Annotated in this window: 15 protein-coding genes, 3 tRNA genes and 1 pseudogene; 5 read left to right on the forward strand and 14 right to left on the reverse strand. The window is 65.8% G+C overall.

All coding sequences use genetic code 11. The features are described from left to right. Window positions 1-103: 103 nt before the first annotated feature. The 7 genes from BRO63_RS31695 to hisN all read right to left on the reverse strand — a co-directional run bounded on the left by BRO63_RS31695 (window position 104) and on the right by hisN (window position 5,469). Window positions 104-178, reverse strand: a tRNA-Thr gene (locus BRO63_RS31695). 12 nt (window positions 179-190) lie between these two features. Further along, window positions 191-264 (reverse strand) — tRNA-Gly (locus tag BRO63_RS31700). A 148-nt stretch (window positions 265-412) separates the two neighbouring features. Further along, window positions 413-499 (reverse strand) — tRNA-Tyr (locus BRO63_RS31705). Window positions 500-612: 113 nt separating this feature from the next. Further along, the gene (locus tag BRO63_RS31710) at window positions 613-1,776 is read right to left on the reverse strand and encodes an iron-containing alcohol dehydrogenase (protein WP_088143504.1); all 1,164 of its coding nucleotides are present in this window, start codon (window positions 1,774-1,776) and stop codon (window positions 613-615) included. A gap of 23 nt (window positions 1,777-1,799) precedes the next feature. Continuing rightward, window positions 1,800-3,188: an aldehyde dehydrogenase family protein gene (locus tag BRO63_RS31715; protein ID WP_088143505.1), complete on the reverse strand. Its 1,389-nt coding sequence runs from the start codon at window positions 3,186-3,188 to the stop codon at window positions 1,800-1,802. A 31-nt stretch (window positions 3,189-3,219) separates the two neighbouring features. After that, the gene (locus BRO63_RS31720) at window positions 3,220-4,605 is read right to left on the reverse strand and encodes a glutamine synthetase family protein (protein ID WP_088143506.1); all 1,386 of its coding nucleotides are present in this window, start codon (window positions 4,603-4,605) and stop codon (window positions 3,220-3,222) included. Between the two features lie 57 nt (window positions 4,606-4,662). Next, complete coding sequence (gene hisN, locus BRO63_RS31725) at window positions 4,663-5,469, reverse strand: histidinol-phosphatase (protein WP_088143507.1); 807 nt, start codon at window positions 5,467-5,469, stop codon at window positions 4,663-4,665. 194 nt (window positions 5,470-5,663) lie between these two features. Between hisN and BRO63_RS31730 the strand changes: the two genes are divergently transcribed. The 4 genes from BRO63_RS31730 to BRO63_RS31745 are packed head-to-tail and all read left to right on the forward strand — an operon-like array spanning window position 5,664 to window position 10,221. Continuing rightward, window positions 5,664-6,671, forward strand: coding sequence for an ABC transporter substrate-binding protein (locus BRO63_RS31730; RefSeq protein WP_088143508.1), 1,008 nt, complete (start codon window positions 5,664-5,666; stop codon window positions 6,669-6,671). Window positions 6,672-6,720: 49 nt separating this feature from the next. Further along, window positions 6,721-7,728, forward strand: a complete 1,008-nt coding sequence (locus BRO63_RS31735) for an ABC transporter ATP-binding protein (protein WP_088143509.1) — start codon at window positions 6,721-6,723, stop codon at window positions 7,726-7,728. A gap of 31 nt (window positions 7,729-7,759) precedes the next feature. Continuing rightward, the gene (locus BRO63_RS31740; RefSeq protein ID WP_088143510.1) at window positions 7,760-9,442 is read left to right on the forward strand and encodes an ABC transporter permease subunit; all 1,683 of its coding nucleotides are present in this window, start codon (window positions 7,760-7,762) and stop codon (window positions 9,440-9,442) included. Window positions 9,443-9,459: 17 nt separating this feature from the next. Continuing rightward, complete coding sequence (locus tag BRO63_RS31745) at window positions 9,460-10,221, forward strand: DeoR/GlpR family DNA-binding transcription regulator (protein WP_088143511.1); 762 nt, start codon at window positions 9,460-9,462, stop codon at window positions 10,219-10,221. 19 nt (window positions 10,222-10,240) lie between these two features. Here the strand turns inward: BRO63_RS31745 and BRO63_RS31750 are convergent, their stop codons facing one another. The 4 genes and pseudogenes from BRO63_RS31750 to BRO63_RS31765 all read right to left on the reverse strand — a co-directional run bounded on the left by BRO63_RS31750 (window position 10,241) and on the right by BRO63_RS31765 (window position 14,776). Further along, a complete protein-coding gene (locus tag BRO63_RS31750) occupies window positions 10,241-11,242 on the reverse strand; it encodes a Bug family tripartite tricarboxylate transporter substrate binding protein (RefSeq protein ID WP_088143512.1) in 1,002 nt (333 codons plus the stop codon). Between the two features lie 163 nt (window positions 11,243-11,405). After that, entirely contained in the window at window positions 11,406-13,004 is a 1,599-nt protein-coding gene (locus tag BRO63_RS31755) for a rhodanese-like domain-containing protein (RefSeq protein WP_088143840.1), read from the reverse strand. 36 nt (window positions 13,005-13,040) lie between these two features. Next, window positions 13,041-14,186 (reverse strand): annotated as a pseudogene (gene metC / locus BRO63_RS31760) (cystathionine beta-lyase); the annotation flags it as partial. Between the two features lie 2 nt (window positions 14,187-14,188). Further along, on the reverse strand, window positions 14,189-14,776 hold the full coding sequence (locus tag BRO63_RS31765) for a cysteine dioxygenase family protein (protein WP_088143513.1): 588 nt from the start codon (window positions 14,774-14,776) through the stop codon (window positions 14,189-14,191). 116 nt (window positions 14,777-14,892) lie between these two features. Here BRO63_RS31765 and BRO63_RS31770 point away from each other — a divergent pair, with 116 nt between their 5' ends. Next, entirely contained in the window at window positions 14,893-15,825 is a 933-nt protein-coding gene (locus BRO63_RS31770; protein ID WP_088143514.1) for a LysR substrate-binding domain-containing protein, read from the forward strand. On the opposite strand, the gene BRO63_RS31775 is transcribed toward BRO63_RS31770, so the two are convergent. The 3 genes from BRO63_RS31775 to BRO63_RS31785 are packed head-to-tail and all read right to left on the reverse strand — an operon-like array spanning window position 15,779 to window position 18,567. After that, window positions 15,779-16,783, reverse strand: coding sequence for an asparaginase (locus BRO63_RS31775; RefSeq protein WP_088143515.1), 1,005 nt, complete (start codon window positions 16,781-16,783; stop codon window positions 15,779-15,781). The two genes, BRO63_RS31770 and BRO63_RS31775, sit on opposite strands and share 47 nt — an antisense overlap. Beyond that, complete coding sequence (locus BRO63_RS31780; RefSeq protein ID WP_088143516.1) at window positions 16,776-17,699, reverse strand: ParB/RepB/Spo0J family partition protein; 924 nt, start codon at window positions 17,697-17,699, stop codon at window positions 16,776-16,778. The genes BRO63_RS31775 and BRO63_RS31780 overlap by 8 nt, the downstream gene beginning before the upstream one ends. Before the next feature lie 43 nt (window positions 17,700-17,742). After that, a complete protein-coding gene (locus BRO63_RS31785; RefSeq protein ID WP_088143517.1) occupies window positions 17,743-18,567 on the reverse strand; it encodes a GNAT family N-acetyltransferase in 825 nt (274 codons plus the stop codon).

An 18,567-nucleotide genomic window follows, 5' to 3' on the forward strand; every position in this document is an offset into this window, starting at 1 on the left:
CCCACGTTCACGTGCGGCTTGGTACGTTCAAACTTGCCTTTTGCCATGGCTGACTCCTGACCTGGATTGCGCTTCAGACTGAAGAAAAGAACTTCGAAATTTGTGGTGCCCATGGCGCGGATCGAACGCGCGACCTCTCCCTTACCAAGGGAGTGCTCTACCACTGAGCCACATGGGCATTTAAAAATCTTGGAGCGGGTGAAGGGAATCGAACCCTCGTCGTAAGCTTGGAAGGCTTCTGCTCTACCATTGAGCTACACCCGCGGCATACCCTTTCACCTTCTCTTTCCCAAACCTTTTTCAATCCAAAGCCCTGGAAAACTTTACAGCCTTCTTTGCGAAGGCCATTCGGCTTTCCGAGCCTTACATTTTAAATCCAGGCAAACCGCGCCTGGATTTAGGTATGGGTCTCTGGTGGAGGAGGTTGGATTCGAACCAACGTAGGCGCAAGGCCAACAGATTTACAGTCTGCCCCCTTTAACCACTCGGGCACTCCTCCAGCGGAGAATTCGAGATTATGAACACTTTCAAATCCGTTGTCAAACGCTTCGGACGAAATATTCAAAATCCTTCTTCAACCACCGCTGCGTTTCCGCGCAGAGGGGGCGAAGCTTACAGGTTTCCGCGGATTGCTGCACGAAAAAGATCGGCGTACTGCTGCGGCGTGTAGTTGACGGGGTTGGTGCCAGCCGAGGGGTCCTCCGCCGCCATGCGCCCTACCCGCTCCGCCTGCGCCTCGTCGATGCCGATTTCCGCCAGGGTGTGCGGGATGCCCAGCGTCTCGCGCAGGCTCAGCACCCAATCCAGCACCGCTGCCGGGCCGGTATCCGGCAGATCCAGGTAGCGCGCCAGCGCTTGCAGGCGCGGCGCCACCGCGTGTTGATTGGCTTTCAGCACGTACGGCATGAGGATGGCGTTGAGCATGCCGTGGTGCGCGTCGTACAGCGCGCCCAACGGATGCGCCAACGCATGCATGGCGCCGAGCCCGCGCTGGAACGCCGTCGCGCCCATGCTGGAGGCCACCAGCATCTGCAGCCGCGCCTGCAGATCGCCGCCGTTGGCCACCGCCTGCGGCAAGTATTCCTTGATCAGGCGCATGCCCTCGATCGCAATGCCGGCGGCCATGGGATGAAAGAACGGCGAACAGTAGGCCTCCAGGTTGTGCGACAGCGCGTCCATGCCCGTGGCCGCGGTGATCTTCGGCGGCAGGCCAACCGTCAACTCGGGGTCCAGGATCACGACGGAAGGCAACATGCGCGCATGGAAGATGATGCGCTTCACTTCAGCGGCCTCGTCGGTGATGACGGAGGCGCGCCCGACTTCCGAACCCGTGCCCGCGGTGGTCGGCACCGCCACCACCGGCGCCATGCCTGCCACGTCGACGCGCAGGTAGTTGTCGCCGATGTCCTCGAAATCCCACAGGGGCCGCGTCTGTCCCGCCATCAACGCGATGGCTTTGGCGGCATCCAGCGCGGAGCCGCCGCCAAATGCGACCACGCCGTCGTGGCCGCCTTGCTTGTACGCGCGCACGCCGTCGTCGACGTTGCGGCCCGTGGGGTTGCCTTTGATTTCGTGGAACAGGCCGCAAGCCAAGCCGGCGTCACGGCAGGCCTGGACGGCGCCCGCCACCATGGGCAAGGCGGCCAACCCGGGGTCTGTCACGAGCAACGGGCGCTTCATGCCGAGTCCGCGGCACAGTTCAGGCAGTTCCTTGATGCGGCCGGGGCCGGCCTTGATGGCGGTGGGGTAGTTCCAATTAACGCTGGGCACGGTCATGTTCGCTTCCTGATGGCGTCGTATCAGACGCTGCGCAGATGAAAGGATTTGGCTTGCGTGAGCTGTTCGTAGCCCACCACTGACAGGGACACGCCGCGGCCGGAATTCTTGACGCCGGTCCAGGCCAGCGCGGGGTCCAGATAGTCGCAGCGATTCATGAAGAACGTGCCCGTTCGGACCTGCCGGCCGATATGCAAGGCCGCGTCCTGGTCCTGTGTAAATACCGCTGCCGTCAGGCCATACGGACTGTCGTTCATCAGGCCTATGGCTTCCTCGTCGCTGTCGACCGCGATGATGCCGACTGCGGGTCCGAAGCATTCATCGCTCATGATGCGCATGCGATGATCGACCTGCGTCAGCAAGGCCGGCGCAACATAAGGCGAGCCTATGCTCGCTTTCTTGAAATGCGAGCTATCAATCATATTTCTGGCGCCGGCCGAAACCGCTTCATCGATGATTCCGCGTATCTCGGCGGCGGCCTTCGCACGCACCACCGGGCCCAAGGTCGTGTCGGCGTGCAACGGGTTTCCCAACACGTAGCTGCGCGTCAGCTCGACGGCACGCTCGACGAATTCGTCGTACCGGGCGCGCGCCACGTAGATGCGCTGGATGCCGCAGCAGGACTGGCCCGAATTGAAGAACGCGCCGTCCACCAGGGTCTCGACGGCGTGTTCGATCTTGGCATCGGTCCGTACATAGGCCGGATCATTGCCGCCGAGCTCCAGCCCGGCGCCGATGAAACGCCCCGCCGCGCTCTCTTCCACGGCATGCCCGCCGCGCACGGAACCGGTGAATGAAACGTAGCCGACCTCGGGCGCGCGGATCAACCGGTGCACGATGGCATGGTTGGCATGCAGATACTGGAACACGCCCTTGGGCACGCCGGCTTCGCGGAACGCTCGTTCGATGAACTCCGCGCACAAGGGCGTCTGGTCGGAATGCTTGAGGATGACGGTATTGCCCGCCATCAGTGCGGGGACGATGCTGTTCACCGCCGTCAACAGCGGGTAGTTCCACGGCGCTATCGTCAGCGCGACGCCTATCGGCTCGCGGCTGATGAAGCGCGTGAAACCGGTCTGCTCTGGTACCTGAATGGGCGCCAGCGCCTCGCCAGCAATGGCGATCATGTGGCGCGCGCGCGCCTCGAAGCCCGCCACCTCGCCCGGCGTGTAGCGCAATGGCCGCCCCATCTGGATGGTGATGGCGCGCGCAATTTCTTCTTTGGCGGCGACGAAGCGGTCGACGGCCGCGGACACGATGCGCCCCCGCGCCTCCACGCCCAGCGCCTGCCACGCGGCTTGCGCGGCCTGGGCGTCGGCCAGCGCCTGCGCGATCTGCGCCTCGCTGGCATAGGGGCGGCGCACAACCTCGCGCCCGTCGATGGGACTGATGGTGATGAGTTCCTGGGTCATGTCTGCCCTGCGCAAGCGGTTGGGTTTGAATTCAGATGATTTCGAAGTAGCGCGCCAGTTCCCAATCGGTCACGTGACGCCGGAACTGCCGTTCTTCCCATTCGCGCGTGGCCGCGTAGTGTTCGACGAAGGCGTCGCCGAACAAATGACGCGCGGCCTCGGATTCGCGCAGGCGTTGCGCGGATTCCCATAGCGTGTTGGGCAGGCGCAGATGCGCTGGAAACTGCTGCGTGTAGGCATTGCCCTGCACCATCGGCTCGGGTTCGAGCCCCTGCTCGATGCCATACAGGCCCGAAGCCAGGGCGGCGGACAAGGCCAGATAGGGATTGGCGTCGGCCGACCCGATGCGCACCTCGACGCGCTGCGATTTGTCGCTGCCCGGGATCAGCCGCAGCGCGGTGGTGCGGTTCTCCATGCCCCACGTGGCGTCCAGCGGCGCCCAGTAGCCGGGCACCAGGCGCGAGTAGCTGTTGATGGTCTGCGCATACATGGCCATGAATTCCGGCAGGTAGCGCTGCACGCCGGCCATGAAGGAGGTTTGCGTCGCGCTCATGCCGTGCGGCCGGGATTCGTCGTAGAAGGCGGAGCGGTTGGTCTTGTGGTCGCGCAGCGACAGATGGATATGGCCGCTCTGGCCGGGATGATCATGCGACCACTTCGCCATGAAGGTCGCCATCAGCCCGTTCTGCTGCGCCAGCGCCTTGGTGAAGGTCTTGAAGAGAAAGGCCTTGTCGCCAGCGGCCGCGGCCAGGTCCACCGCCAGGGCCGCTTCCAGCACGCCGGGCCCGGTCTCGGTGTGCAGGCCCTCGATGGGCATGTCCATGCGTTCGCACATGTCCAGCAGCTTGCGGTAGAAATCGCCTTCGACGGTACTGCGCAACACCGAATAGCCGAAATTTCCCGGCGTCCAGTTCTCCATGTTGCGGTAGTTCTTGGCGCGCACGGAGTGCGGCGTTTCGCGGAACATGAAGAACTCGTACTCGAGCGCGGCGTAGACGTCATAGCCCATGCCGGCGGCCCGATCCAGGGTCCGGTGCAACAGCCGCCGCGGACAGATGGCGCCCGCATCGCCCTCGAACTCCGCCAGGAACAGCAGCATGTCCTCGCCGCCCGGCCCCTGCTCCAGCGGCAGCCGGCGGCCGCTTTGCGGAATGATCCTGAGCTTGGCGTCGGGATAGGCCGTGTGCCAACCCGTGTACTTGGTGTTGTCGTAGAGCTGGTCATCGAGATCCCAGCCGAACACCACGTCGCAGAACGCCAGCCCCGAGCGCAGCGCGCCCAGGAATTTGTCGCGCCGCAAGTATTTGCCCAGCATGACGCCATCGACGTCGGACAAGCCTACCTTGATGTGCGAGAGCTGGCTGGCTTGCACCAGCCGCTCCGCGTCTTCCACCGTTGCTACCCCTAGTGCATGCATGCTCTTTCACCTTGTGGCTGAAGCGTTGCGTTGGACTGCGGGCGGGCGGCGCGGCGTTCAGGTCATGGCCGCCTCCAGCACCCGCATCGCCTGGCGATGCAGCTGCGGCGTGGCGGCCGCGACGACGCGGCCCTGCGATTCGAGGCTGAGCGGCTGCCCCGACCAATCGGTAATGACGCCGCCGGCCCCTTCGATAACGGGCATCAGCGCCAGATAGTCATACGGTTGCAAGCCGGACTCGACCACCAGGTCGACATGTCCGCTGGCCAGAAGGCCATAGCTATAGCAATCACCGCCGTAGCGGCGCATGCGCGCGGCCTGTGTCAGCGCCTCGAAGGCGGCCAGTTCCGCGCCGGCAAAGATGTCGGGCGAAGTCGCGTACAGAATGGCCTGGCGCAATTCGGCGCAGGCGCTGGTCCGGCAGGCGGCGCCGTTCAGCAGCGCGGATGCGCCGGAAACGCCAAGCCAGCGCTCGTCCAGCGTGGGGATGTCGATCACGCCGAGCACGGGTTTGCCCTGGTGCAGCAGCGCCAGCAGCGTGCCCCACAGCGGGTTGCCGGAAATAAAGGCGCGCGTGCCGTCGATGGGGTCCAAGGACCACACGAATTCAGCTTCGGCATGCGAGGCGCCGAACTCTTCACCAAAGATGCCATGGTCGGGGTAGTGCTGGGCAATCGCTGCGCGCAAGGCGGCCTCGACCTCTCTGTCCGCTTGCGTGACCGGGCTTTCGTCGGCCTTGGTGTCGACGTCCAGCGGATGCCGGAACCACTTGCGCGACAAGGGACGCACACGGTCCGCCAGCGTCTGGGCGAACGAGGAGTACGCGGCCAGCTGCTGCGCGGATAACGGCGGTGAAGTTTGCATCGATGAGCTCCAGGCGTGGCGCGGGAGGATGCGCCTACGCCAAAAAAACCCTTGAATACAGGTTTTTCCAGTCTAGACACGTTGCCACAAATTTGCAAACATACATAAAACTGCAACCTGGAGGATTTGTTGCAGAAGACTGCCCGCCTATGTAGCTCGCCACCGTTGCCGTGTATTCCAACCGGAGTCCCATCATGCAATGTATGAAGAAGCTTAGCCTTGTGGTTGCAGTAATTTCCCTAGGTTGGACGCAGGCTCACGCCGGCGCCATCACCGTCTATACCGCCCTCGAAGAAGATGAAATCGCGGCCTACCTGAAAGCCGCCAACGCCGCCATGCCGGACGTGAAGGTCAATGTGCTGCGGCTGTCCACTGGCGATCTGGGCGCCCGCCTGATCGCCGAGGCATCCAACCCGCAGCAGGACGTGATCTGGGGCTTCGCCGTCAGCAACATGCTGGACCCGCGCCTGCAGAATCTGCTGGAGCCCTATGCGGCCAAGGGCATGGACGCCCTGCCCGCGCAGTACAAGGGCGCCGACCAGAAGTGGTTTGCGGCCACCGGCTACGTGGCCGCGTTCTGTGTCAACACGGATCGGCTCAAGTCCAAGAACCTGCCCATGCCTACGTCCTGGGAAGACCTGACCAAGCCGGTCTACAAGGGAGAAATCGTTATCCCCAGCCCCGCCGCCTCGGGCACCGGCTATCTGCAGATCGTCGCGCTGCTGCAGGGCATGGGCAAGGAAAAAGGCTGGGCGCTGCTCAAGGACCTGGACAAGAACGTGGCGCAATACACGCCCTCGGGCTCGCGCCCCTGCAAGATGGCGCGTGCCGGCGAATACGCCATCGGCGTGTCCTTCGCCTTCCCCGCCATGCAGTCCATCGAAGAGGGCTTTCCCATCAAGATGGTCATCCCGTCCAAATGGGTGGGCTACGAGCTGGAAGCCTCGGGCCTGATGAAGACCGCCAAGAATCCCGCCGACGCCAAGCGCTTCCTGGACTGGACGCTGTCGGCGCAGGCGGGCGGCCTGTACAGCAAGTACAAGGAACTGGTGACCATCCCCGGCGCCACGCCCAACAAGGCCGCCGAAGCCGCCGGCCTGCCCAAGGACCTGACCGCCGTGCTGTACCCCGTGGACTTCCCCAAGTCGGCCGCGGAACGGGACGCCACCATCAAGACCTGGCAGGAAACCATCAAGCGTTGACGGGTCGGCGGCCGGTGGCGAACCGGCCGCCGCCTGTCCTGGAGACGCCATGTATCTGGAATTGCGCGGGATACGCAAGACGTTCGATGCGTCGGTAGCGCTGCAAGACATCGACCTGTCCGTGGGCGAGCATGAATTCGTCTGCCTGCTCGGCCCCAGCGGCTGCGGCAAGACTACGCTGCTGCGCATCGTGGCGGGCCTGCTGCCGTTCGACCACGGCACCATCACGCTGGGCGGCCGCGACCTGAGCGCGCTGCCGGCGCGCAAACGCGGCTTCGGCATCGTGTTCCAGTCGTACTCATTGTTCCCCAACATGACCGTGGCGGAAAACGTGGGCTATGGCCTGCGCATCCGCGGCGAATCGCGCGAACGCATCGCCGCGCGCGTGAAGGAATTGCTGACGCTGATCAAGCTGCCCGACTACGCGCAGCGCTATCCGTACCAGCTGTCGGGCGGCCAACAGCAGCGCGTGGCGCTGGCCCGCGCCCTGGCGGCGGATCCGGCCCTGATCCTGCTGGACGAACCCTTGTCGGCGCTGGATGCGCGCGTGCGCACCGACATGCGCGCCGAGATCCACGACGTGCAACGGCGCCTGAAGATCCCGACGGTAATGGTGACGCACGATCAGGAGGAAGCGCTGACGCTGGCCGACAAGATCGTCTGCATGAACGATGGGCGCATCGAACAGGTGGGCTCGCCTTCCGACCTGTACCTGCGGCCGCGCACGCGCTTCGTGGCGAACTTCGTGGGCCTGAGCAATCTGCTGCCCACCGACTGGGTGCGCGAGGCCATGCCTCAGCTGTTGGCGACGCGGCCCGACGGCGCCAGCGAACGCTTCGAAGCCTGCCTGCGGCCGGAAAACCTGCGCATTGCCGCGGACGCGCACGGACCCGGCCGTGTGCAAGACATGACGTTCATGGGCAACCTCACCCGCTTGCGCGTCGCCTGGCAAGGGCGCGAACTGCTGGTGGAGCAACATGGCGCCGCCGGCCTGTCGCGCGGCGCCCCCGTGCGGCTGGAGATGGAGCCGGGCCAGTGCGCCTGGGTCAGCGTATGACGGATCGCGCCATGCAAACCGGAGCTGCCGCTTGAGCGCCGCCCATGCCAGTACTGCCATCGCCACGCCGGCCGGCCGCGCGCCCTGGTCGGCGGACCGCGTATTGTTGTGGACCTGCGTCGGCATCCCTCTCGTGGGGCTTGCGCTGTTCTTCCTTTACCCGCTGGCGACCGTGGCCTGGCGCAGCCTGGTTGAAAAAGACGGCTCGATCGGCCTGGGCAACTATGCCGAGGTCTTCGCGACCCGCGGCGTCCTCACGGCCACGCTGAACAGCCTGGTCATGAGCGCTGCCACCACGGTGGTCAGCGTCGCGCTGGGCTTTGCCATCGCGTACGGCCTGGATCGCAGCTGCATGCGCGGCAAGGCCGCCGTGCGGCTGGCGCTGGTGCTGCCGCTGCTGGCGCCATCACTGGTGCAGGGCCTGGGCCTCATTTTCCTGCTGGGACGCAATGGACTGGTGCACCGCTGGACCGGTTGGGAGATCGACATCTACGGCTTCTGGGGCCTGTTGATCTCCAACGTGTTCTACGCCCTGCCCCAAGCCGTGCTGATCCTGCAGGCGGCATTGCGCAACATGGATGCGCGCTACTACGACGCGGCCGAAGTGATGGGCGCATCCAGCTCGCGCCAGTTCTTCGACATCACCCTGCCCAACTGCAAGTTCGGCCTGCTGAGTGCGGCCTTCGTGGTGTTCGTCATCACGATTACCGACTTCGGCAACGCCGCCGTGATCGGCGGCAATTATCGGGTGCTGGCCACCGAGATCTACAGCCAGGTATCCGGACAGATGAACTTCGGCATGGGCTCCGTGGTGGGCATTCTGCTGCTGCTGCCCTCGCTGATTTCGGTGCAGATCGAGCGCGTCGCCTCGCAGCGCCAGTTCGGCTCGGCCTCGCCCAGCGGGCTGCGGGTCACGCCGCAACCGGCCCGCGGGCGCGACGCGGCGTTCACCGCCGGCGTGCTGCTGGCCTGCGGCACCATCATCCTGACGGTGGCCACGGTGGTCTTCGCCAGCTTCATGCGGCTGTGGCCGTACCGCATGGAGTGGACGCTGAAGCACTACGACATCACGGTCAGCGGCGGCTATACGCCGCTTTGGACGTCCCTGTACATTTCGCTGGCGGCGGCGGGCGGCGGCGTGCTGCTGTTGTTCTTCCTGAGCTTCGGGGTGTGCCGCATTCCGCGGGCATGGGCCAAGCTGGTTTATCTGGTGTCAGTGCTGCCAGTGGGGGTTCCGGGCCTGGTGCTGGGCCTGTCGTACATCTTCGCCTTCAACGCCCCCGGCACGCCCCTATACGCACTGTATGGCAGCGCCGCGCTGATCGCCCTGTGCAACTTCTATCACTATCACACGCAAGGTTTCCTGACGATGATGACCGGCATGCGCGCCGTGCCGCAGGCGCTGGAGGAGGCGGTCAGCTGCCTGGGCGGCGGCACGCTGCGGGTGCTGCGCGACGCGGTGCTGCCGCTGATCGGCCCAACCGTGCTGGGCGTGTTCTTCTTCCTGTTCATGCGCTCCATGGTGACCCTGTCGGCGGTGATCTTTCTGGTCACGCCATCGGTCAGCGTGGCGCCCGTTTCCGTCCTGCGCCTGGACGAAGCGGGGTTCGTCTCGCAGGCCGCCGCCTATTCAACCCTTATCATGCTGGTCGTGGGAGGTTCCCTGCTGGCATTGCGTGCGCTGATCGCCGCAGCCGCGCGGCGCCGGACATAGATTAGGAAACATCGGACATGTGGCAAGAAGAGCGGTATCAGAGAATCCGCGCCCTGCTGTCTTCATTGCAGCAGGTATCGACCGACCGTATCGTCGGCGAACTAGGGGTGTCGAGGGAAACGGTCAGGCGTGACCTGCTGGAACTGGAGGCCATGGGCGAACTGCGCCGGGTGCACGGCGGCGCCGTGCCGGTGCACAGCGAGCCGCCCATCGCGGAGCGCGTGCATACGCGCGTCAAGTACAAGCGCGCCATCGCGCGTGCGGCCGCGGGCCTGGTTTCCAGCGGACAGACCCTGTTCCTGGACGCCGGCAGCACCACCAGCGTGCTGGCCGACGAACTGGCCAAGCTGTCGGGCCTGACCGTCATCACCAACTCGTTCGACGTGGCCTTGAAGGTGGGCGCGGCCGGCAACGGCGCGAACCAGCTCATCATGCTGGGCGGCTCCGTGGGCGGCCCCGTCTGCGCCACGGCCGGCGACATCACGATCGCCGAGATCCACCGCTATCGCGCGGATCTGGCGCTACTGTCGCCGGTGGGCGTGGATGCCGAATTCGGCGCCACCAACTACGACCTGCGCGAGGCCGAGGTGGCGCGCGCCATGGCGGCCAGCGCCAAGCAACTGGTGTTGCTGGCCGACTTCAGCAAGATCGGCCTGTGCAGCCGCGTGTCGTACTGCAGCGCGGACCGCATCGACCATCTGGTCACCAACTCCAGCGCGCAGAAGTCGCCGGCCTACGCCGCCCTGAAATCCGCGGTCGGCAAGATCGTGGCGGTGTAGCGCTACCGTCGGTGGCGCGTCAGTCCAGCGACACGCCGGCGGTCTTCACCATGTCGGCCCAGTACACGGTGTCTTCCTGCAGCCGCGTCTTGAACGCGGCGGGCTGGCTGCCCACCGCCCAGCTGCCGCCGCTGTTGATCTTGGCGATCACGGCGGGCGATTTCATCGCCTGCCCCACGGCTTGCGCCAGGTAGGCGATGCGTTCGGGCGGCGTGCCGGCGGGCGCGAACAGTCCGTACCAGTCATCGGCGGTAATGCCCTCCATGCCCGCCTGCTTGAGCGTGGGCGCCCCCTTGAAGATGCCGATGCTGTTCTCGTGGCTGAGCGCCAGGATGCGCAGCTTGCCGGCGGCGACCATGGGTTCGGCCGACGCCGGCGAAGTTATCAACATGTCCACCGTGCCGCCCATCAGGTCGGTGATGGCGGGCGCCGCGCCGCGGTACGGCACGTGCACCAGTTTCACGTCGGCCTTCTGCGACAGCAGCGCCCCCATCAGATGGCTCATGGTGCCATTGCCGGGCGTGGCGTAGGTAATCACGCCGGGCTGCTTGCGCGCGGCTTCCAGATAATCGTTCAGTGTGCGGTACGGGCTCTCGCTGCGCGCCACCAGCACCAGCGGCGCCGAGGTGATCTGCGAGATGGGTGTGAAGTCCTTGACCGGATCAAAGCCCACGTTCTTGTACAGGCGCGGATTGACGGCCATCACGCTGGTCTGCGACATCACCAGGGTGTAGCCGTCGGGCTTGGCGCGCGCGACTTGCGCCGTGCCGACATTGCCGCCAGCGCCCGAGCGGTTTTCCACCACCACGCTCTGGCCCGTGATGGCGCCCAGTTCCTGCGCCAGCAGGCGCGCGACGCCATCATTGCCCCCGCCCGGAGGAAACGGCGATACGACCGTGATGGCCTGCTTGGGATAGTCCGGCAGCGGCGCAGGCGCCTGGGCGTGGACCACCGTCCCCCACAGCAGGCCGGCGAGCGCCGCGGCAGCGGCCTTGCTTACGTGCGATGCATGGTGCTTCATCTGATTTCCCCTTGTGATCGGCGGCCGGATACTCGGCCGTCCTTTGCATTCCGGTTCGGCATGAACCGTCCGCACCCCGGCCGCGCAGGCCGGGGCGTACTTTTCGGATTGATGCGTCTGCTGTGCCGCGGGGCCGGATCAGGCGGGCGCGGCGGCTGCGGTGTCAGCGGGCCGGAAAGCGGTAGCCCGCCAATTCGCGTTCGTCGATCTGCTTGACCAGATTGGTCTCCCAGGCCAGGTACTGGCGCGCGGCGGCCTTGTTGCCGTCGTGGCGGTCATGCACGAAAAACAGGTAGTCGATGCAGTCGGCGTCGACGGGCTCGGCCGGCGTGGATGCCAAGGCGATGCCTTGCGCGGACCAGCCGGAGGGGTCGCCGGTATTGGCATGGATGTCGTTCACACCCAGCCCCCGCAGGTCCTGCGCGGCCCACGCAGCCAGGGCGGCGTCCTCGGCCAGCAGCACCACGGGACGCGCGGCGTCCAGGCGCAGGCTGGCCAGCCGCGGGCGGATGGACCAGCGCGCGCCTGCGATATGGCTGGCGCGATAGCGCATGCTGGGACGAAGGTCGACCAGCTGCGCGCCCTGCGCAAGCGCGGCGGCAAGCTGCGCATCGTCCAGCAGGGGCAAATTCGGCGCCAGCGCCTTTTCCACAGGGTTGTCCAGCCGCGCCTGCACGCCTTCGCGCAGCACGCAGGCGTCCCAGCCCATCTGCCGCAGCCAGCTGGCGACCACCGGCGCGCGCACGCCTTCGGCGTCGAACACGACGATGCGCGCGCCGCGCACCGCCAGGTACTGATCCGTGGCCTGGATCAACTGGCCACCGGGCGTGTGCTGGGCGCCGGGCAAGGAGCCTTGCGCGTATTCTTCAGCGCTGCGCACATCGCACAAGAAGGTGCTGCGGGTCTTGTCGCGCAACCACGCCTGCACGTCTTCCGCGACCACCACCGGCACGCCATGGCTTTCGGCCAATCGCAAGGAGCGCTGCGCCAGCCCGGGCAGGTCCTGCGGCGCGATGCCGTCGTCGTAGCGGCGGCGCGCGCCGTGTTCGAGCTGCAGGTCCTCGAGATACCAACCCTGGGTGCCGTTCTCCAGCGCGTAGACGGGATTGGGCACGCCCAGGTTGATCAGCGTCTGCGCGCCGATGATGCTGCGCGTGCGGCCGGCGCAATTCACCACGATGGTGGTCTGCGGATTGCTGGCCAGCATGTGGGCGCGCAGCGCCAGCTCGCCGTTGGGGCAGCAGATGCCGCCGGGAATGCTCATCTTCTGGTATTCGGCAAAGGGCCTGCCGTCCAGCACAATCAAGTCATCGCCGCGGCGCTGGCGTTCGGCCAGGTCACGCGCGCCGATGCGGGGGGTGTGGAAAACTTCTTCGGCCAGTTCGCCGAAGGTCTTGCTGGGCACGTTCACGCCGGCAAAAACGGCATAGCCATCGCGCTGCCATTGCGCGATGCCGCCGACCAGGCGATGCACCTTGCGGTATCCGAGCGCCGCCAAGGCCTGCACCGCGCGCGCCGCCGTGTCGTCGGCGCCGCCCTCGTCGTAGACCGCGATCCGCACATCGCGTCGCGGCGCGAGACGCACGATATCCACTTCCAGCCGGCTGTAGGGCACGGGCGCGGCATAGAACAGATGCCCCTCGCCATACTGGCCATGCTCGCGCACGTCCAGCAACGCGATCTCCGCGCCGTCATGCAGCCACTGCTTGAGCGTGTGCGGATCGATGTCGACGACGGGCTGGTCTTGGGTGGGATGCATCATGGTGTTCAGATAGGACTGAGAAATTTTGGATAGCGCTTGCTCGAGATCGGCGATGAGGTCATCGGGATCCTCCAGGCCCACATGCAGGCGCAGCATGGCGCCGCGCCGCGCGGGATCCGGCAGGGACCGCGCCGCGCCCAGATTGACGGGTATCACCAGGCTTTCGAAGCCGCCCCACGATGCGCCTATGCCGAACAGCCGCAGGCTGTTGATAAGTCGCTCAACCGCGTCAACGGTGACCGCGCCGCCGAATTCCACCGTCAGGAGACCATTGGCGCCGCTGCAATCGCGTTGCCACAGCACATGGGAAGGATCGCCAGGCAAGGCTGGGCACAGCACACGCGCCACTTCCGGACGGCCCAACAGAAAGTCGGCCACGCGCAGGGCGCTGCGAGCGTGCTGCGCCATGCGCAGGGACAAGGTGCGCATGCCGCGCAACACCAGATAGGCATCATCGGCGCCGACGGTCTGCCCCAGGTCCACGGTGGCGCGCTCCAGCGCATTCCAGGCGCGCGAGTTGGCGACCACCGCGCCCATCATCACGTCGGCGTGTCCGCCCAGGTACTTCGTGGCCGCCAGGATGGAGATGTCGGCGCCCAGCGTGAGCGGTTTGTGCAGCAGTCCGGAGGCCCAGGTGTTATCCACAGCCAGCCAACAATCATGCGCACGGGCCAACGCGACCAGCGCCGGCAGGTCGGGCATCTCGTAAGTCAGCGAGCCCGGCGACTCCGCGTAGATCATGCGGGTCTCGGGACGAATGAGCGCCTCGATGCCTGCGCCGTCCGGCCGATAGTACGTGTAAGCGATGCCGAGCCGCGACAGGTGCTCGGCGCAGAAGCGGCGCACGGGCTCGTACACCGCGTCCGTGATCAGCACATGGTCGCCGGTGCGCAGATAGGCCAGCAGCACTGTGGCGATGGCGGCCTGGCCGGTGGGATACAGCTTGGCGCGATAGCCCTCTTCCAGCTCCACCAATGCATCTTCAAGCGCGTGCGTGCTATCGGTGCCGCGCGCGCCGTAGGACGGCAGGCGTTCCTGGTCGCGGCGGCCGCGCGTGTCGCGCCAAGCCTGCACGCTGTCGAAGACGTAGGTGCTGGCGCGCGTGACGGGCGTATTGACCCAGCCGCGATGAGGGCGACCTGCGCGCAACAGGCGCGTGGCGGACCGATAGGGCTTGTCCATGATCAGCGGCGCGTCTGCACGCCGATCGGCATGACTTTGCAGGTGCCGGCTGCCAGATCGAACGCCAGGCGCTCGGTCAGCGTTTCCAGCGCGCGGCCGTACATGTGCAGATGGCGGATGACGCTGTCGCCCTGGATTTCCACGGCGTGGATATCGTCCGGCATCAGCGCGATGCCCGCGCCGGGGCCGACCACCACGGTGCCGGTCTTCTCGAGACGGCCCACGCCAGGCACGGAGCCGTCGTCGCTGCGGTCGTAGACGTAGTTGTATTCCACGCCTTCCACGGCCGCGATACAGGCCCAGGTCGTGTGGTTGTGCGGAACGATCTGCTTGCCCGGACGCATGACGTTCAGATAGAGCGCGTAGCTCTTGTCGGCGTCTTCGGCGATCAGGTAGCGGGCCTGGCGCTCGCCATCTTCCGGCGCGGGATAGCGGTCGGCGGCCCACCAGTCGGTGTGGCCGGCCAAGCCGATCAATTCGTCCAGCACGGTCTGCAGGCTGTCGCGGTTCAGCCCCTTATTTCCTACAGTTTTTTTAATATTTCCGATGGCGTTGCTGATACCCGCCTGATGAGGATGCGCGTTGCTCACTTTGTGTTTTCCCTATTTTCATGAGTTATGGCATTGAATGTATCCCCCCTCCCCGTGAGGAACAATTTAAATTGCCTTAAGATTCCATTAGCATCGCTAATACTTTCTAGACGCCCATGCGCAACCTGGATCTGGACCTGCTCCGCACGCTGACGGCCATCGCCCGGCACGACACTTTTTCGGAAGCCGCCAATCGGCTGCACAAGACGCAGTCCGCCGTGACGCAGCAGATGCAGCGGCTGGAATCCCTCATCGGCCAGCCCTTGTTCGAGAAGCAGGGCCGCAACAAGGTGCTTTCGTCGCATGGGCGGCGTCTGGTGGAATACGCCCGCCACATGCTGGCCATCAACGATGAGGCGCTGCGCGCCCTGCAGGACGGGCCGCTGGAAGGCGACCTGAAGCTGGGCGCGCCGCTGGACGTGGCGGACTCGATCCTGCCCACGCTGCTGACGCACATCGCGCGCTCGGCGCCGCGCGTGAAACTCGAGATCCGCACGGACCGCAGCCCCTTCCTGATGGATGCCCTGCGCGCGGGCGAACTCGATCTGACGATATCCACGCGCTTCGACCAGGACTTCGAGGGCGTGGCGCTGCGCACTTCGCCCACGGTGTGGCTGGCGTCCGCCGATTACGTGCACGACATGCATGCGCCCGTGCCGCTGGTGCTGGCCGACGAACCCAGCATCTTCCGCCGGCTGGCGCTCACAGCGCTGGAGCAGGCGCGCGTGCGCTGGCACACCAACTATGTGGCGCCGACGCTGGTGGGAATAAAGGCCGCGCTGCGCGCCGGCCTGGGCGTCACCGCGCGCAGCGTGGAACTGTTGGGGCCGGAAATGCGGGTGTTGGGCGAAAAGGAAGGATTGCCGCCCTTACCCGACGTGACGTACTTCCTGTGGATAAGGCCTGACCTGATCAATCCGCTGACGCGGCAGGTCTATGACATGCTCAAGACCAGCCTGGGACTGGCGCAGCAAGGCGATGCGGCGGCCGCGCCGCCGCGCATCAATAGCGGTCGAACAGATCCTGCAGGGCCGCCGGATCGCGCGTGAGCGACAAGCCCAGCATCAGCAGGATGCGGGCTTTCTGGGGATTCAGATCGCGCGCGGCGACAAAACCCAGGCTGGCGTCATCGAGTTCAACGTCGCGCGCCACGAAGCCGCTGCCCGTGCGGCTGGAGCGCACCACCGCCACACCATTGGCCGCGGCACGGCTCAGGCCGTCGATGGCGAGGTCCGTGGCATTGCCGTCGCCGACACCGGCCAGCACGATGCCGTCGGCGGCATCCGCCAGGAAATCGATCAGGTCGGCCTGCAAGTTGGCGTGCGCATAGACGACATCCACGCGAGGCCAGCCGGCCTTCCCCAACAATGCGAGTGAAAACTCGCTTTCCACGGTATGCGTGGTGGTGTTGCGCGAATAGAAGAACGGCGCGCCGCCATGCATGACGCCCGCGCGGCCGCGATTGGGCGAGGCGAAGGCGCACAGGCCGGCGCTGGCAATCTTCTGAATCTCGCGGGCGTAGTGCACGTCTTCGTTCATGACGACGAGCGGCCCGCGGCCGCGCGCATCGGGATGGCGCGCCAGCGCCACCGCGTTATACAGATTGGCCGGACCTTCGGCGCCCAGCGCGGTGGCGGGACGCATGGCACCCACCAGCACCACGGGCTTGTCGTGGCGTATCACCAGACTCAGGAAGTACGCCGTCTCCTCAAGCGTATCCGTGCCGTGCGTGATGACGATGCCTGCCACCGAGGCGTCGCGGCACAGCGCGTCCACGCGCTCGGCCAGCGCGCGCCACACGGCGTGCGTCATGTTCTGGCTGCCGACATTGGCGACCTGCTCGGCGCGGATCTCGGCAATGCCCGCCAGCTGCGGCACGGCGGCCAGCAAGTCGTCGACGGAAAACGACCCCGCCTTGTAGCCGGCGGAGGTCGCATCGGCCTGGGCGCCGGCGATCGTGCCGCCCGTCGCCAGTACCGCGATGACAGGCAGCGCGCGCTCAGGCATCCACCACTCCGGACAGGCCCTGGCGCTCGAGCAGGGAATTCAGGTGTTCCCAGCCATGGAAGTCGATGACGATCTGGCCCTTTTCCTTGGCGCCCACTTTCAGCGCGACGCGCGTGCCCAAGTGATCGGACAGGGCTTCTTCCAGGCGCGTCAGATCGCGCGATGCGCCGTTGGTCTTTTTCTTGGGCGCCGTGGACGACTCGGCTTCCTTGGCGGTCTTGGCGACCAGCTTTTCGGCTTCACGCACCGACAGGCGGCGCGCAATGATCTGGTTGGCCAGCTGGATCTGCGTGGCCGCGTCCACGGCGAGCAGCGCGCGCGCATGGCCCATGTCCACGTCGCCCGCCAACAGCATGGTCTGCACCGCGGCGGCCAGGTTCAGGAGACGCAGCAGGTTGCTGGTGGCCGAACGCGAACGGCCGATCGCTTGCGCGGCCTGTTCGTGGGTCAGGCCGAACTCGTCCAGCAACCGGCGCACGCCCTGCGCTTCTTCCAGCGGGTTCAGGTCTTCGCGCTGGATGTTTTCGATCAGCGCCATGACGGCCGCGTTCTCGTCGGCCACCTCGCGCACCAGCACCGGCACTTCCTTCAGGCCGGCAATCTGCGCGGCGCGGAAACGCCGTTCGCCGGCGATGATTTCGTAGTGGCCGGGCGCGGCTTCGCCCAGTGCGCGCACCAGAATGGGTTGCATGATGCCTTGTGTGCGGATCGATTCGGCCAGTTCACCCAATGCGCCCTCGTCCATGCGCGTGCGCGGCTGATACTTGCCGGCGCGCATCTTCGATACGGGCAAGGTGGACGGCGGACCCTCGGGCTTGGCGGCGGCGACCTTGCCGATGTTCTCGATGGCAGGCGCGTCCGCGCCGAGCAAGGCGTCCAGTCCGCGGCCCAATCCCTTGGGTTTCTTGGTGGCCATAGTTAAATCCTCTTTCCTTCTGTTTTTGTATCCCGAGCCAGGCTCAGGCGTCCGTCTGCTCGGCGGGCAGACGATACCAATACGCGTAACAGTCTTTGAAACCGTAGCGGCCATACAAGGCGCGCGCGGCTGTATTCTCCGGCTCAACCTGCAAATAGGCTGTCGTGGCGCCGCCGGCGGCGCCTGTTGCCAACAAGTATTCAATCAGGCCGGCTGCGTAGCCTTTGCGCCGCTGCCCCTGGTCGGTGACGATATCGAACAGTCCCAGCAGCTCGCCATCGCGGACAGCCAGGCCCGCGGCAACGCACTGCCCCGCCGCGTCCGTTGCCAGCACCGGCGAGATATCCACAGCCAGTCCTTGCAAGCGCGTCCGATGTTCGGCGATGTGTCGGGATTCCGAGTTGCGCATTGCCCCGACCGCCGCCGCGAAGCGTTCGGTATCGACAATATTGAAACGCAGATCGCCCCGGGCGCTGGGCCTGGGAGCGAGCGGCATGCACATGACTCGGGTCTCGTCGGTAAAGGTATAACCGCGGGACTCCAGTTCGGCGTCGAGGGAAAAATCGGGACCGATGGAGGTAATGCGCAGCACCATGGGCAGGCCATGGCGCGCATACAACGATGAACAATACGCCAGCCGCTCGTCCAACGGACGTGTGGATAACCCCAGCACATTGATGCTGCGCGCGCGCTTGGCCGACGAAGGCGCGAATCGCACCAGCCAGCCATCGTAAAGCACCTGCGCGCCGACCGCCGTCGCATTCAGCGCGGCTTCTTCCAGACGCGTGCGCAGGCTGTCGCGCGCGTCTATGCGCGGCGTACCGGAGACTTGCGTTTCGGTCTGGGAAAAGAGCGTGACGGCGGACAT

Origin of the sequence: Achromobacter xylosoxidans (genome assembly GCF_002192695.1) — a bacterium.
GTDB lineage: Bacteria > Pseudomonadota > Gammaproteobacteria > Burkholderiales > Burkholderiaceae_B > Achromobacter > Achromobacter xylosoxidans_C.

What these genes read in the sequence shown, in the direction of transcription:
- BRO63_RS31710 (WP_088143504.1), bottom strand. Translation starts at nt 1,776, where the DNA reads ATGACCGTGCCCAGCGTTAATTGGAACTACCCCACCGCCATCAAGGCC.
- BRO63_RS31715 (WP_088143505.1), bottom strand. Translation starts at nt 3,188, where the DNA reads ATGACCCAGGAACTCATCACCATCAGTCCCATCGACGGGCGCGAGGTT.
- BRO63_RS31720 (WP_088143506.1), bottom strand. Translation starts at nt 4,605, where the DNA reads ATGCATGCACTAGGGGTAGCAACGGTGGAAGACGCGGAGCGGCTGGTG.
- hisN (WP_088143507.1), bottom strand. Translation starts at nt 5,469, where the DNA reads ATGCAAACTTCACCGCCGTTATCCGCGCAGCAGCTGGCCGCGTACTCC.
- BRO63_RS31730 (WP_088143508.1), top strand. Translation starts at nt 5,664, where the DNA reads ATGCAATGTATGAAGAAGCTTAGCCTTGTGGTTGCAGTAATTTCCCTA.
- BRO63_RS31735 (WP_088143509.1), top strand. Translation starts at nt 6,721, where the DNA reads ATGTATCTGGAATTGCGCGGGATACGCAAGACGTTCGATGCGTCGGTA.
- BRO63_RS31745 (WP_088143511.1), top strand. Translation starts at nt 9,460, where the DNA reads ATGTGGCAAGAAGAGCGGTATCAGAGAATCCGCGCCCTGCTGTCTTCA.
- BRO63_RS31750 (WP_088143512.1), bottom strand. Translation starts at nt 11,242, where the DNA reads ATGAAGCACCATGCATCGCACGTAAGCAAGGCCGCTGCCGCGGCGCTC.
- BRO63_RS31755 (WP_088143840.1), bottom strand. Translation starts at nt 13,004, where the DNA reads ATGATGCATCCCACCCAAGACCAGCCCGTCGTCGACATCGATCCGCAC.
- BRO63_RS31770 (WP_088143514.1), top strand. Translation starts at nt 14,893, where the DNA reads ATGCGCAACCTGGATCTGGACCTGCTCCGCACGCTGACGGCCATCGCC.
- BRO63_RS31775 (WP_088143515.1), bottom strand. Translation starts at nt 16,783, where the DNA reads ATGCCTGAGCGCGCGCTGCCTGTCATCGCGGTACTGGCGACGGGCGGC.
- BRO63_RS31780 (WP_088143516.1), bottom strand. Translation starts at nt 17,699, where the DNA reads ATGGCCACCAAGAAACCCAAGGGATTGGGCCGCGGACTGGACGCCTTG.
- BRO63_RS31785 (WP_088143517.1), bottom strand. Translation starts at nt 18,567, where the DNA reads ATGTCCGCCGTCACGCTCTTTTCCCAGACCGAAACGCAAGTCTCCGGT.